Below are 13,859 nucleotides of genomic sequence, written 5' to 3' on the forward strand. Positions count from 1 at the left end.
GCCGCGCGGCGGGTGAGATGACGCGCTGTTCGGGCGGCGGTACGCAGCGTCCCGGCCGGCGAATCAGCCCGGCGAGCGGGCGGCAGTGCGGAATGCGCTCGCCGACAGAGGTATTCCGAGCACTCCCAGCCCGAGCAGGCCATAGGCCGCCGACGCGGGCAGGCCGAGGAACGCCGCGTGCGCCAGCGCGGAGCCCAGCCACGTCCACAGGAAGACCACGACGGGGACGGTGAGGGTGCCGGTCGTCGCGGGGTAGCGGCGGCCGAGCAACTCGAGCAGCGCGGCCATCACGGTCGCGACCGCGAACCAGCCGAGATAGTTGGTGTACGGAATCTCCGCCAGGCCCGGCAGTCCCGGCTGCGGGGAGCACCAGGTCCACTGGCCGTCGGCGACCATCTGCGGATCCAGGAACAAGTCCCAGCCGACCGCACCGACGGCCGTGAGCAGAATGCGTACGGCGGCAACGGAACTCAGCCGATTCGCCACCACCCATACCGGGTACAGCCCGCCGGTCCAGGCCAGTGGTATCAGCAGCGGCACGTCCGCCACCGCCGGTCCCAGCCGGCCCTGCGCGTACCCGTAGCAGCCGAATGGGAATCCGTATGCGGTGCCGACGATTTCGGCGACCAGTCCGATACCCGAGACGATCAGCAGAAACCCGGCGGCGAAGCGGGGGCCGCGGGTCGACCCGGCGTGCGCGAGGGCGGTGACCACCGCGAGCACGACCACCACCACGGTCACCCGGTCCCGGCCTATGCCGCTGGTCAGCGGATAGGCGATCTGGGCGAGGATCAACGCGATCGCCGTGACCGCCGGTAATCGCCGGACCGTCATCCCCGGCCGCGCCGCAGCCGGGACCGCCGCAGATCGCGCAGGACCAGGCGGGCGGCGCTGCGCCCGGAGGCCCCCGACACGCCGCCACCGGGATGGGTGGACGCGCCGGTCAGATAGAGTCCCGGCGCGCCCGGCACCCGCTGGCCGGACAGCTCCGGCAGCGGCCGCCAGAAGAACATCTGGTCCAGCGACATCTCCACGTGCATCACATTGCCGCCGACCAGCCCCAGCTCGCGTTCCAGATCGGCGGGCGTCTGCACGAACCGCTCCCGCACCGAGGCGGCGAAACCCGGTGCGGCGGAGTCGACCTCGGCGATGATGCGATCCCCTTCGCGCTCGGCGTGCGCGCTCCACGCGCTGCCGTCGGCGAGCCGGTAGGGGTGCCACTGCGCCCACAGCGACACTTGATGCTGTCCGGGTGGCGCGATGGACGGGTCGAGCGCGCTGAAGCTCATCCCGAGCACTACCGGGCGCGGCGGTAGTTCCCCGGCCAGGGCGGCGCCGTGCGCGAGGCGCAGCTGCCGCCGGTCGGTGACCAGCAGTTGCAGGCCGCGGGTGGACTCCTCGATCGACGCGCCGGGGTAGCGGGGCAGCGCGTCGGTCGCGGCGCGGACCACCATGCCGATGCCGGGGCCGACCCGGATGCGCCGCCGCCAGTCGTCCAGCACGGCGGGGTCGAAGTCGCCCCGGCGCAACAACTCCAGCGTGGTCAGGATGTGGGTGCCCGCGATCACGGTGTGCGCGGGCAGGTTTCGGCCGGATTCGGTGCGCACCCGCCATCCGTCGCCCTCGCGGCGCAGTTCGGTGACCGCGTCGCCGGACGAGACGGCGCCGCCATCGGCCCGCAGCCGACTCACGAGGGCCGTGGTCAGCGCGCCGCTGCCCCCGACCGCGCGACCGGGCGGCAGCGTGTGCATCAGCGCCGCGAAGCCCACCATCGGCGCGGTGCCCGGCTCCGACATCGGCGGTCCGGACTGGGCGCCGAACCATGCCAGCGCCGCCTTCAGCCGCTCGTCGTCGAACCAGCTGTCCAGCAGCGCGTCTCCGGACTGCAGGAAATCCCGCGACAGGGCGCTGCCACCCGCGCGCGCGTCAAGTCCCCAGAACGAACGTATTAAACGAGTGGGTCCCGGCGGGCCGGCGAACGCCCGCATCACCCGGCGCGAGCGCGGACCCCAGACCTCCACGAAGCGGCGGTACGCGGCGGCGTCGCGCGCGCCGCAGGCCGCCTCGACGGACGCGCAGGTGCGGTCCAGGTCGTGGTGGAACACCAGCGGCGTCCCGTCGCCGCGGGGCGCGGGCGCGAAACCCCAGGGGTCGCAATCGAGATAGCGCAGTCCGAAGCGGTCGAGCGCCAGTTCCTCGACGATGCCGGTGTGCCGGATCATGATGTGCGCCGAGGAACCTCGATCCACCTGGTGACCGGGAAACCGCGGCACCGTCGAGACCGCCCCGCCCAGCACCTCGTCCCGCTCGAGCACCTCCACCCGATGCCCGGCCCGGGCCAGGTAGCAGGCGGCGACCAGCGCGTTGTGGCCGGATCCCACGACCACCACGTTCACATCGGTCACGAAGTTTCCAGCGGCAGCCGGCGGCCCAGTACCGCGAACCGCCGGGTGTCACCGGAGAAGACGAAATTCCTGACCACGTCGGTGAATCCCTGCCGCCGGTACAGCCGCCAGGCCCGGTTGGCCTCGTGGTCGACCTCGGGCGTGGACAGCAGCACCGCCCGCTCGGGCCGATCCTTCAGCAGCCGGACCAGCAGCGTCTCGCCGATGCCGCGCCCCTGGGCGCTGGGATGGACGTGCAGTTCGGTGAGTTCGAAGTAGTCCGAGAGCAATTCGCGCGCCGCGTGCTCGGGCCAGCCCGACCGCCGCATGCCGTTGTGCACCTGCTGATGCCACCACTGGTGCGCCGCCCCGCTGTAGCCGTAGGCGACGGCCACCAGGGGCGCGGTGCGCAGGTCGAACCGGCCGTTGTCGTCGGGGATCACCGCGCCCACCGCCTGCCAGCCCGGCCGGGTGGTGTGCTCGGTCCACATCGGCGCGCGGTGGTGTTCGGTGCCGCGCGGATAGTCCATGGCCGCCACATACACCGCCAGCGCATCGTGCAGCCGGGCGCGTAGCGCGGCCACCGACAGGTCGACGACGACGGGGGCGGGGGTGTGGTGCGGTCTGAGGGCGGTCATGTCAGGGCGGCGCGGCTCTCGTTCGAACGCGGAAAGTTGTCGGTGGTCGTCTCTATATTCACACTCAATTGAAACGTTCGAATACCTGTTCGGTCCGTCCGGTCGGCGATGCACTCGGCGGACCAAGGGTGTGCGAAGGGTTGGAGGTACCGCAATGGCTGGTCGGATCGGGTATCCCGGACGTCCCGGACGAGCGGGCGGTCTGCTGGACCGCGCCGACGGTCTGCTGATGCAGTCGGCCGCCGAGGGGGACCCGCGCGAACGGTTCCGCACCGCCTACCTGGCGGCCCTGCGAGGCGCGGGGGCGGTGCTGGCGATCACCGGCGCCGACCGCGCGCCGCGGGCCCGTTCGCGCAACGCCTGGGTGCTGATGCAGCAGGCCGCGCCCGAGTTCGTGATGTGGGCGGACTACTTCAGTTCCTTCTCCGAGACCCGCGCGGCCATCGAGGCCGGGCTGGATCGTCCGGTCGACGCGCCGCGCGCCGACGAGTTCGCTTCTCGGGTAGGCGCATTCCTGCACGACGTGGAGGACCTGGTCAGTACGGCGGCCCGATTGCGCCCCGCCGAGGCCCGCCTGGGCGACGGCACGGCCTGAACATCGGCGAGTAGGTGGTAGTGCACTGATCGAACTCGTATCATTGAGGGCAGGTAGCCGCCAAGGTCGGCTACTTGTCGTCTACCCGGAGACGACTACCACGACAAGTGCCGGGGGAGGTACCGTGCCACTCTCCGAGCACGAGCAGCGCATGCTCGAACAGATCGAGAGCGCTCTCTATGCTGAGGATCCCAAGTTCGCCTCGACCGTCCGTGGCGGACGCCTACGTTCTGCCACGGGCAGACGCAGACTTCAATCGGCGACTTTGTTCGTCCTCGGCCTGGTTCTTCTCGTCGCGGGTATCGCGCTGCCCGTGAAGCCGGGTGGGTTCCCCATCATCAGTCTGCTCGGCTTCATCGTCATGTTCGGCGCGGGCGTCCTGCTGCTGCTGGGTGGCTCGGGTCTGCCGGGCACCGGCCGCAAGGGGGACGGCGACGCGCAGCCGGGGCCGGGCGGCGGCGGTGGTTCCGCCGCTCCCAAGGGCAAGTCGCGCAAGTCCGGCGGGTTCGCCGCCCGCATGGAGGACCGGTTCAGGCGCCGGTTCGAACAGGACAACTAGCGCCCCGAAGCTTCACGACACGCCGTGCGATGCACGGCGTGTCGTTTTTGTTGTGTGCATCTCATCCGGGGCCGCCGGGTATCGCCGCACCCCTACTTTCCAGAACTCCCCACATCCACCCACCCCGGCCCCCCACTTCCGCCCACCGCGCCGAAAGGGCCTTCCCGATCTGCGGGTTTGCTGGTGGTTGTCGGGTCGCCGGACGCATCGGCGACATGCGTCGGGGGAACTCGGCGGAAACTCCCCACCTCGGTGATAGCTGACATGAGCTGGGCAATCCGCCGCGGGCCGACCGAGATCGCCCCCGCTTTCGATTGAAAGTGGGGGAAAGTGGGGTAATGTGGGACGCGCACTGATGGAGGCCGACCAGACGAGGTGATCCAGCAGGAGGTGTCGAGACGGTGTTTCTCGGTACCTATACGCCTCGACTGGACGACAAGGGGCGACTGACGTTGCCTGCGAAGTTTCGGGACGAACTGGCGGGAGGGTTGATGGTCACGAAAGGTCAGGACCACAGCCTTGCCGTGTATCCGAAGGAGGAGTTCGCCGCGCTGGCGCGACGAGCCGCCGCGGCATCCCGGAACAATCCGCAGGCACGGGCTTTCGTCCGAGCCCTGGCGGCTTCCACGGACGAGCAGCGTCCGGACGGACAGGGCCGGATCACGTTGTCGGGCGAGCACCGCCGCTACGCGAACCTCACCAAGGACTGCGTGGTGATCGGCTCGGTCGACTTCCTCGAGATTTGGGACAAACAGGCGTGGGAGTCCTACCTCGCCGAACACGAGGAGGATTACTCGCAGGCCAGAGACGAGTCGCTGGGCGGAATCTTCTAGCCCCGACGAGGCGAGTGCCCCGCGGCCTCTGCCCGACCAGGACCCTGACGTACTTCCCCAACGCCAGGTGCCGATGGTCGGTCAGAGACCACGGGGCATCCACCACACGACGTGTGAGTCCATTCGCGGGCGGCCCCTGCGGCGTGTGCGCCACGCCTGGCACCGCCGGCGACACCCTGAGGCAGGATCCGGGAGGTCGAGGTGAATCATGCGAACCAGACTCCCCGCCATGTTCCGGTCCTCCTGCGCCGCGCAGACGAAATCCTCGGTCCCGCATTGGATTCCGGTGGCGTCCTGGTCGATGCGACCCTCGGTCTCGGCGGTCATGCCGAGCACTTCCTGCGCACGTATCCGGCGATCCGGCTGATCGGTCTGGACCGCGACACCGAGGCGCTGCGGCTCGCCGGTGAGCGGCTGCGGCCGTTCGAGGACCGGATCACGCTGGTGCACACCCGATACGACGGTCTGGCCGAGGCGTTGCAGTCCGCCGGGCTGTCCGCGACGAGTTCGGTCCGGGCGATCCTGATGGACCTGGGTGTGTCGTCGATGCAACTGGACGAGTCCGAACGCGGCTTCGCCTACTCGATCGACGCCCCGCTGGACATGCGCATGGACCCGACGGCCGAACTCACCGCCGCCGACGTGCTCAATACCTACAGCCACGGCGAGCTGGCCCGGGTGCTGAAAACCTATGGCGAGGAACGGTTCGCGGGGCGCATCGCGAGCGAGGTCCTCAGGCGGCGGCAGCAGCGGCCGTTCACCACCAGCGCCCAATTGGTGGAGGTGCTCTACGACGCCATTCCCGCCGCGACCCGGCGCACCGGCGGTCATCCCGCCAAGCGCACTTTCCAGGCGCTGCGCGTGGAGGTGAATCGGGAGCTGGAGTCGCTGGAGGCCGCGCTGCCCGCGGCGCTCGCCGCGCTCGAGGTGGGCGGGCGCATCGTCGTCATGTCGTATCAATCGCTCGAGGACAAGGTGGTCAAGCAGGTGCTGACGCGGCGCTCCACGTCGCGCACGCCCGCGGGGCTACCGGTCGAACTGCCCGGCATGGGGCCGGAATTCAGGATCCTCACTCGGGGGGCGGAGAAGGCTTCCGCAGGCGAGATCGAGGACAACCCGCGGGCCGCACCGGTACGGATGCGGGCCGCGGAACGGATAGCGGAGGCCGAATGAACATGGCGCGATCGGTGCGGCCGGGACAGCCCTCGTGGGAAACCACGCGGCGTACCGGACTTGCCGTCGCGCCGAGCCGGCCGACGGGGTTGAACGCAGTAGGGGAGGCGGAGATATGAGCGTGCGCACACGGGTGGACGCACCGCGGCGGGAGTCGTCCCGGCGGGCGGCCAAGACCGCGGAGCAGCGAGCCGCGCAGGTCATGCCGCGGCGCGGCGAGAAGGCCGCGCCGCAGCGGGTGGAGCAGGCCGAGCGGGTGAAATCCGGTGCGGCGCAGCGCGCTTACGCCCGGCGCCGCAACCGCGTCCAGGGCGGCGGCCTGCCGCCGCTGCCGGGCCGGGCCGCGTCCGCGATGGCGGGCCGGTTGCCGTTCGTCACCGGCATCATCGCCCTGCTGGCCGGCGGCCTGATGGTCACTTTGCTCCTGACGACCCACGCCGCCGAGGACAGCTACCAGCTCGGCGACGCCCGCCGCATCAACCGCCAGCTCAGCGACGAGCGAGCGGCCCTGCAGCGCGAGGTGGCCGCCGCCGACTCGGCCCCCGAACTGGCGAACCGAGCCCGCGAACTCGGCATGATCCCCGCGAAGGACCCGTCGCGCCTGCTCATCGCCCCCGACGGCACAATCACGGTGATAGGCAAGGAAACCCCCGAACAGGGCGCCCCCGCCCCACCCCTGAACACCACCCCCTCCGCCTCCCCGGCCGTCCCCAAACTCGTCCAGGCCCAAGGAGAACGCCTCGTCCCGGTAACCACCACCCCCACCCCGGGCACCAACCAGCCCGCGGGCGCGAGCCCAGCTGCAGGCACCAATCCGAGTGCGGGCACCAACCCTGATGCGGGCGCCAACCAGGCGCCCGGGGCGAATCAGGCCCCGGTCGCGGGACAGGTCACCGCACCAGAAGACGCGGCCGCAACGCCGACCCAGGCGGGCGGTAACCAGGAACAGCAGGACCCAGCCGAGCCCGCCCCGGCGCAGTTGCCTGCCGCACCGGCCACGGGGAGCCCGGTAGGGGCAGAGCAGGGCTCGGTGGCGCCCGTTGCTTCGGACCAATCGACCCCGCAGTCTGCGGGTTCGGTTCCGGGACAGACAGTTCCGGCTTCCGGGCCGCTTGATCGGGCCGTGCCGGTCCCGGGGTCGTCGACCGATTCCGCGAATTCCGCACCGGCTGCGAGCGGTACCTCGCCGGGAGCCGAAGCTGTTGCGGGGCAGCAGGGTCCGGCGGTAGCCGGAGCGCCGGAGGCCGAGTCCGTCGAGTCGCCCGCGGCGGGTGGGGCGGTGCGATGAGTCCGGCTCGTGGGCGCTCGGCGGCTCGGCGGGCGCCGGCGCGGGGGCCGCGCAAACGCTCGAGGAGGGTGGCCGAGACTGCGGCGGATGCCTCGGCTCGGATTCGGTTCGGGGTGGGGCGGATTCTGATGATGGCGGCGCTGCTGGTCGTCGCGGTCCAATTGCTTTGGGTGCAAACCGTTTCCGCGCCGTCGTTGTCGGCGGAGGCGGCCGGGCAGCGTACTGTGCACGTCGCCGACGCGGCGCTGCGCGGGCCGATCACCGACCGCAACGGCAAGTCGCTCGCCTTCACCATCGCGACCAAGGAACTCACCTTCCTGCCGGTGCAGGTGCGTAAGGAGCTGGCCGAGGCGCGGGCGAAATCCGCCAAGGCCCCCGAGCCGGATCAGCGGCTGCAGGCGATCGCCAAGACGATCCACGAAAAGCTCGGCCCGGCCGCCCCGAAGGAATCGGAGCTGCTGGCCATGCTGCGCAGCGACGAGACCTATGTCCGCCTGGCGCGCAATGTCGACGCGCGCGTGGCCGCCGAGATCAAGGAGAAGTACCCCGAGATCACGGTGGACCGCCAGGACAGCCGCGACTACCCCGGCGGCTCGCTGGCCGCCAACGTCATCGGCGCGACCGGCTGGGACGGGCACGGCGCCATCGGCCTGGAGTCCTCGATGGACTCGCAGCTGGCCGGCACCGACGGTTCGCACACCTACGACCAGGGCTCCGACGGCGCGGTGATCCCCGGCAGCGAGCGCGACCGCCAGCCGGCCGTCGACGGCGCGACCGTGGAGCTGACCCTGGATTCGGATCTGCAGTACTACGTGCAGCAGCAGGTCCAGCAGGCCAAGCAGATGTCGGGCGCGCAGGACGCCTCCGCCGTCGTGCTCGACGCGCACACCGGCCAGGTGCTCGCAATGGCCAACGACAACACGTTCAATCCCGAACTGGGCGCGAAGGATTGGGGTTCCGCCCAGATGGGCAACCCCTCGGTCACCAACGTCTTCGAGCCGGGTTCGGTGAACAAGATCGTCACGGCGGCCTCGGCCATCGAGTACGGCCTCACGAATCCGGAAGAGGTGCACCAGGTTCCCGGCGAGATCAGCATGGGCGGTGTCACCGTGCACGACGCGTGGGACCACGGCGTCACCCCGTTCACCACGACCGGCGTCTTCGGCAAGTCGTCCAACGTCGGCACCCTGATGCTGGCGCAGCGCGTCGGCGAGGACCGCTACGCCGACATGCTGAAGCGGTTCGGGCTCGGGCAGCGCACCGGCGTCGGCCTGCCGGGCGAGAGCGGCGGCAGCGTCCCGGCCCGCGACCAGTGGTCGGGCTCGACCTTCGCGAACCTGCCTATCGGCCAGGGCCTTTCGATGACCCTGCTGCAGATGACGGGCATGTACCAGGCGATCGCCAACGACGGCGTACGGGTGCCGCCGCGCATCGTGAAGGCCGAGATCGGCCCGGGCGGCAACCGCGAGGAGGAGCCGCAGCCCGACGGTGTGCGCGTCGTCAGCCCGCAGACCGCACGGACCCTGCGCGGCATGTTCCAGTCGGTGGTGCAGCGCGATCCGATGGGCGTGCAACAGGGCACCGGGCCCTCCGGCGGCGTCGAGGGCTACCAGGTGGCGGGCAAGACCGGCACCGCACAGCAGATCGACGGGAATTGCCGCTGCTACTCCGCGGACCGCTACTGGATCACCTTCGCCGGCATCGCCCCCGCCGACAACCCGCGCTACGTCGTCGGCATCATGCTGAACGCGCCGATCCGCAGCTCGGACGGCAGCGGCGGGCAGTCGGCCGCGCCGCTGTTCCACAACATCGCCTCCTGGGCGCTGCAGCGCGACCGGATCCCGCCCTCCCCGCCCGCCAAGCCCCTTGTCCTGCAAGCGATGTGAGAATGGTTCGCCTGATGCAACGGTACCCGTCGGCCGGATCGGCGGACCCCCTCGGCGCGCCCCGCGTGCCACGCGGTCGCCGCATGCCTCCCGAACGGGTCGGACGGGATGCGCCAGGTGTGCTCCGCAGCCTGCCCGGACGGCGGTGGCAACCCGTGGAGCAGGCTCGGAACCCGTTCCGGCACCGGGAACAGGACCGGTGACCGAGCCGGGCGGACCGAACCGGTATGGCCGGGAACCCGCAGCGTCGGCCTGGCGGTAACCTGACACGTCGATCCGATCCGTTCCGGGGGAGACGGCACCGCAGAACCGCATACATCGAGAGGAGCTTCGTGCCCGTGCAGCCCAGCCCGCAGGTCCTGCGTCCCGCGGCGCCGCCGTCCACCGCGCTGCGAACGGTCGTCGAGCTCACGGGCGCGCGCCCGAGTCGCGATCTCGCCGACATCGCGGTCACCGGCATCGAACAGCGGTCTAACGCCGTGCGGCCGGGCGATCTGTTCGCCGGTCTCGCCGGGGCGCGGGCGCACGGCGCCCGATTCGCCGCCGCCGCTGTCGAACAGGGTGCGGTCGCGGTGCTCACCGATCCCGCAGGGGCCGAACAGATCGGCGCGCTGGATGTGCCCGTGCTGGTCCACGACGATCCGCGCGCGATACTGGGCGAGCTGTCGGCGGCGATCTACGGCAACCCGTCACAGCGCTTGCAAGTACTCGGCATCACCGGCACTTCCGGCAAGACCACCACGTCGTATCTGGTGGAGGCGGGCCTGGCCGCGGCCGGCCGGCAGACGGCGCTGATCGGCACCATCGAGACCCGCATCGGCGGCCGCCGGGTGCCGAGCGCGCTGACCACGCCCGAGGCGCCGCAGCTGCACGCGATGTTCGCGCTGATGGTCGAGCAGGGCGTGCAGGTGGTGGTGATGGAGGTGTCCAGCCACGCGCTGGTTCTGGGCCGGGTCGACGGGGTGCGGTTCGCGGTGGGCGCGTTCACCAATCTGTCGCAGGACCACCTGGACTTTCACGCCGACTTCGAGGACTATTTCGCGGCCAAGCGGCGACTGTTCGAGCCCGAGTCGCCGGTGGCCGCCCAGCAGTGCGTGATCTGCGTCGACGACGCGTGGGGCCGCCGCCTGGCGCGCGAGGTGGGCGGCCGCACGCCCGTGGTCACCGTGGCGACGGCGGCGAGCCCGACCGGTGAGGCCGCCCCCGACTGGCTCGCGCTCGGTGCGTCGGCCGACGGCGGCGAGCAGACCTTCACCGCCGCCCGGCAGGACGTGAAAATCCCGGTGCGACTGCGGCTTCCGGGCAGCTACAACATTGCCAACGGCCTGCTGGCGGTCGCGGTGTGCGAGGCGGCGGGCGTCGACGCGGCGACCGCGGCGGCGGCGCTGGCGCACGTGGACGTGCCGGGTCGGATGCAGCGCGTGGACCGGGGCCAGGACTTCCTCGCCGTCGTGGACTACGCGCACAAGCCGGCCGCGGTGGAGTCGGTGATCGCGACGCTGCGCGAATACATCAAGGGTTCCGGCGGGCGGCTGGCCGTGGTGGTGGGTGCGGGCGGCGACCGCGACGCCGGGAAGCGCCCGCTGATGGGCGCCACCGCGGCCCGCGGCGCCGATCTGCTGATCATCACCGACGACAATCCGCGCAGCGAGGATCCGGCGGTCATCCGCGAGGCGATTCGCGGTGGCGCGCTGGGCATCGCGGAGGCCGAACGCGGCGAGGTCGTCGAGCTCGGCGACCGCGCCGCGGCGATCACCGCCGCCGTGGACTGGGCCCGACCGGGTGACGTCGTGCTGGTGGCGGGCAAGGGACACGAGACTGGGCAGGAGATTGCGGGTGTGAAGTATCCGTTCGATGACCGCGAGGTGCTGGCGGAGGCCCTTTCACGGAAAGCGAAGGACCTGACGGTTTCATGATCGAGATGACTCTGCGGGAGATCGCGGACGTCGTCGGCGGCACGCTGCACGATGTACCCGACCCCGCGGTGACGGTGACCGGTGCGGTCGAATTCGATTCGCGCCGAATCAATTCCGGCGACCTGTTCCTGGCGATGCCGGGCGAGCACAGTGACGGCCACGACTTCGCGGCCGCCGCGGTGGCCGCGGGCGCGGTGGCGGTGCTGGCGGCGCGCCCGGTCGGTGTGCCCGCGATCGTGGTGACGCCCGCGGGCGCCGCGCCGAGCCGCGCGATGGCGCTGGCACACGACCGCGACGGTTCCGGTGCGGCCGTGCTGGCGGCGCTGGCGAAGCTGGCCCGGGCGAACATCGACCGGCTGGTGGCGGGCGGGCTGACCGTCGTCGGCGTGACGGGGTCGTCGGGCAAGACCTCCACCAAGGATCTGCTGGCGAGCGTGCTGGCCCCGCTGGGCCCGGTCGTCGCCCCGCCCGGTTCGTTCAACAACGAACTGGGCCACCCGTGGACGGCATTGCGTGCCGACGCCGCGACCCGGTTCCTGGTGCTGGAGCTGTCCGCGCGCGGACCCGGACACATCAAGGCGCTCACCGAGACCGCCCCGCCGACCATCGGCGTGGTGCTCAATGTCGGCACCGCGCATCTGGGCGAGTTCGGCAGCCGCGAGGCGATCGCGCAGGCCAAAGGCGAACTGGTGGAGGCGCTTCCGCCGTCCGGCGTCGCGGTGCTCAACGCCGACGACCCGAACGTGGCGGCCATGGCGAGCCGCACCGACGCTCGGGTGGTGACCGTCGGTCAGTCGACCGGCGCCGACGTGCGGGCCACCGACGTCGCCCTCGACGGCGACGCGCGGGCCCGATTCACCTTGCACGCCAAGGGCTTCCAGGTGCCGGTCCGGCTGGCCGTGCACGGCGAGCACCAGGTCGGCAACGCGCTGTCGGCCGCGGCCGTCGCGCTGGAGTGCGGCGCCGACCCCGAGACGGTGGCGCGGGCGCTGTCGGGCGCGCGGATCGCCTCGGCGCACCGCATGGACGTGCGTACCCGCGCCGACGGCGTCACCGTCGTCAACGATTCCTACAACGCCAACCCGGATTCGGTGCGCGCGGCGCTCAAGGCGCTGGTGAGCATGGCCAAGGAGACCGACCGCCGGACCTGGGCGGTGCTCGGCGAGATGGCCGAGCTGGGCGAGGAATCGGTCATCGAACACGACCGCATCGGCCGGCTGGCGGTGCGCCTGGACGTCGATCGGCTCATCGTCGTCGGCACCGGGCGTCCGGCGCACGCGCTGCACCAGGGTGCGGTGATGGAAGGTTCGTGGGGTGAGGAATCGGTCCTCGTCCCCGATATCGAGGCCGCGATCGCGGTGCTGGACGACGAGATCGCGGCGGGTGATGTGGTGCTGGTGAAGGCGTCGAACTCGGCCGGGCTGTGGGCGGTCGCGCAACACCTCATCGCGGCTCCCGGGGCAGGCACGGAGGCGGCGGTATGAGACAGATCCTGTTCGCGGCGGCGATCGCCCTGGCGGTGTCGATCCTGCTGACGCCGTTGCTGATCCGGATGTTCGCCAGGCGCGGTTTCGGCCAGGAGATCCGCATCGACGGGCCGGAGAGCCATCAGGCCAAGCGCGGCACCCCCACCATGGGCGGCGTGGCGATCCTGGTCGGGTTGTGGGCCGGGTACTGGGGTTCGCACCTGATCGGTATCGGGTACGAGGCCGAGGGGCCGACCGTCTCGGGCCTGCTGGTGTTGTCGCTGACCACGGCGCTGGGCGCGGTCGGCTTCATCGATGACTTCATCAAGCTGCGCAAGCAGCGCAATCTCGGGCTCACCGCGGCGGGGAAGTATCTCGGGCAGCTGTCCGCCGCGGTCATCTTCGGCGTGCTGGCGTTGCAGTTCCCCGGCGCGAACAAGCAGACCCCGGCCAGTCGCCACCTGTCCTACGTCCGCGACATCACCACGGTGTCGATGGGTGTCATCATCTTCCTGGCCTTCGTCTGCCTGGTGGTGGTCGCCTGGTCGAACGCGGTGAACCTGACCGACGGACTCGACGGACTGGCGGCGGGGTCGATGAGCCTGGTGCTGGGCTCCTACGTGATCATCACCTTCTGGCAGTACCGCAACGCCTGCTCGACGCACGCCGAGGCGGGGTGCTACAACGTGCGCGACCCGCTGGACCTGGCCCTGGTCTGTGCCGCCGGAGCGGCCGCCTGCATCGGATTCCTGTGGTGGAACGCGGCTCCGGCCAAGATCTTCATGGGCGACACCGGCTCGCTGGCGCTGGGCGGCCTGCTCGCCGGGCTGTCCATCACCACGCGCACCGAACTGCTGATGATCGTGATCGGCGCGCTGTTCGTGGCCGAGACGGCGTCGGTGGTGCTGCAGGTCGCGGTGTACCGCACCACCCGGAACCGATTGTTCAAAATGGCGCCGTTCCACCACCACTTCGAACTCAGCAAATGGGCAGAGACTACGGTGATCATTCGGTTCTGGTTGCTCGCGGCCATAGCGTCGGCAGTCGGACTGGGATTGTTCTACAGCGAATATCTCTCTCAGGTCGGGTAAAGCAGCGATGGTCGAACACACTCCGCGGGC

At 70.9% G+C, this 13,859-nt stretch carries 12 protein-coding genes; 9 read left to right on the forward strand and 3 right to left on the reverse strand.

Features of this window, described 5'->3' with window-relative positions; genetic code table 11:
- Positions 1–63: 63 nt before the first annotated feature.
- From ACFMRZ_RS34555 to ACFMRZ_RS34565, 3 genes are read right to left on the reverse strand one after another with little or no spacing between them, the layout of a single operon-like run.
- Positions 64–834: a carotenoid biosynthesis protein gene (locus tag ACFMRZ_RS34555; RefSeq protein WP_400182391.1), complete on the reverse strand. Its 771-nt coding sequence runs from the start codon at positions 832–834 to the stop codon at positions 64–66.
- Positions 831–2,396 carry a phytoene desaturase family protein gene (locus ACFMRZ_RS34560; RefSeq protein ID WP_400183039.1) on the reverse strand — a complete coding sequence of 522 codons (1,566 nt, stop codon included), beginning with the start codon at positions 2,394–2,396 and terminating at the stop codon, positions 831–833. The genes ACFMRZ_RS34555 and ACFMRZ_RS34560 overlap by 4 nt, the downstream gene beginning before the upstream one ends.
- A gap of 5 nt (positions 2,397–2,401) precedes the next feature.
- Complete coding sequence (locus tag ACFMRZ_RS34565; RefSeq protein ID WP_280275443.1) at positions 2,402–3,022, reverse strand: N-acetyltransferase; 621 nt, start codon at positions 3,020–3,022, stop codon at positions 2,402–2,404.
- A 154-nt stretch (positions 3,023–3,176) separates the two neighbouring features.
- On the opposite strand from ACFMRZ_RS34565, the gene ACFMRZ_RS34570 reads away from it, so the two are divergent.
- The 9 genes from ACFMRZ_RS34570 to mraY all read left to right on the forward strand — a co-directional run bounded on the left by ACFMRZ_RS34570 (position 3,177) and on the right by mraY (position 13,829).
- Positions 3,177–3,617: an SAV_6107 family HEPN domain-containing protein gene (locus tag ACFMRZ_RS34570; RefSeq protein WP_280275444.1), complete on the forward strand. Its 441-nt coding sequence runs from the start codon at positions 3,177–3,179 to the stop codon at positions 3,615–3,617.
- A 124-nt stretch (positions 3,618–3,741) separates the two neighbouring features.
- Positions 3,742–4,176: a DUF3040 domain-containing protein gene (locus ACFMRZ_RS34575; protein ID WP_280275445.1), complete on the forward strand. Its 435-nt coding sequence runs from the start codon at positions 3,742–3,744 to the stop codon at positions 4,174–4,176.
- 401 nt (positions 4,177–4,577) lie between these two features.
- The gene (gene mraZ / locus ACFMRZ_RS34580) at positions 4,578–5,009 is read left to right on the forward strand and encodes a division/cell wall cluster transcriptional repressor MraZ (protein ID WP_187684014.1); all 432 of its coding nucleotides are present in this window, start codon (positions 4,578–4,580) and stop codon (positions 5,007–5,009) included.
- 201 nt (positions 5,010–5,210) lie between these two features.
- Positions 5,211–6,182 carry a 16S rRNA (cytosine(1402)-N(4))-methyltransferase RsmH gene (gene rsmH / locus ACFMRZ_RS34585; RefSeq protein ID WP_280275446.1) on the forward strand — a complete coding sequence of 324 codons (972 nt, stop codon included), beginning with the start codon at positions 5,211–5,213 and terminating at the stop codon, positions 6,180–6,182.
- Between the two features lie 115 nt (positions 6,183–6,297).
- The gene (locus tag ACFMRZ_RS34590) at positions 6,298–7,470 is read left to right on the forward strand and encodes a hypothetical protein (protein WP_400182393.1); all 1,173 of its coding nucleotides are present in this window, start codon (positions 6,298–6,300) and stop codon (positions 7,468–7,470) included.
- Positions 7,467–9,356, forward strand: a complete 1,890-nt coding sequence (locus ACFMRZ_RS34595) for a peptidoglycan D,D-transpeptidase FtsI family protein (RefSeq protein ID WP_400182394.1) — start codon at positions 7,467–7,469, stop codon at positions 9,354–9,356. The genes ACFMRZ_RS34590 and ACFMRZ_RS34595 overlap by 4 nt, the downstream gene beginning before the upstream one ends.
- Before the next feature lie 332 nt (positions 9,357–9,688).
- Positions 9,689–11,272 (forward strand): UDP-N-acetylmuramoyl-L-alanyl-D-glutamate--2,6-diaminopimelate ligase, encoded by a 1,584-nt coding sequence (locus ACFMRZ_RS34600; RefSeq protein ID WP_400182395.1) that lies wholly within the window; start codon positions 9,689–9,691, stop codon positions 11,270–11,272.
- On the forward strand, positions 11,269–12,756 hold the full coding sequence (murF, locus tag ACFMRZ_RS34605; RefSeq protein WP_400182396.1) for a UDP-N-acetylmuramoyl-tripeptide--D-alanyl-D-alanine ligase: 1,488 nt from the start codon (positions 11,269–11,271) through the stop codon (positions 12,754–12,756). The genes ACFMRZ_RS34600 and murF overlap by 4 nt, the downstream gene beginning before the upstream one ends.
- The gene (gene mraY, locus ACFMRZ_RS34610; protein ID WP_187684008.1) at positions 12,753–13,829 is read left to right on the forward strand and encodes a phospho-N-acetylmuramoyl-pentapeptide-transferase; all 1,077 of its coding nucleotides are present in this window, start codon (positions 12,753–12,755) and stop codon (positions 13,827–13,829) included. Before murF ends, mraY begins: the two co-directional genes overlap by 4 nt.
- Positions 13,830–13,859: the final 30 nt, after the last annotated feature.

The organism is Nocardia sp. N2S4-5 (assembly GCF_044628355.1).
Classification (GTDB): domain Bacteria; phylum Actinomycetota; class Actinomycetes; order Mycobacteriales; family Mycobacteriaceae; genus Nocardia; species Nocardia wallacei_B.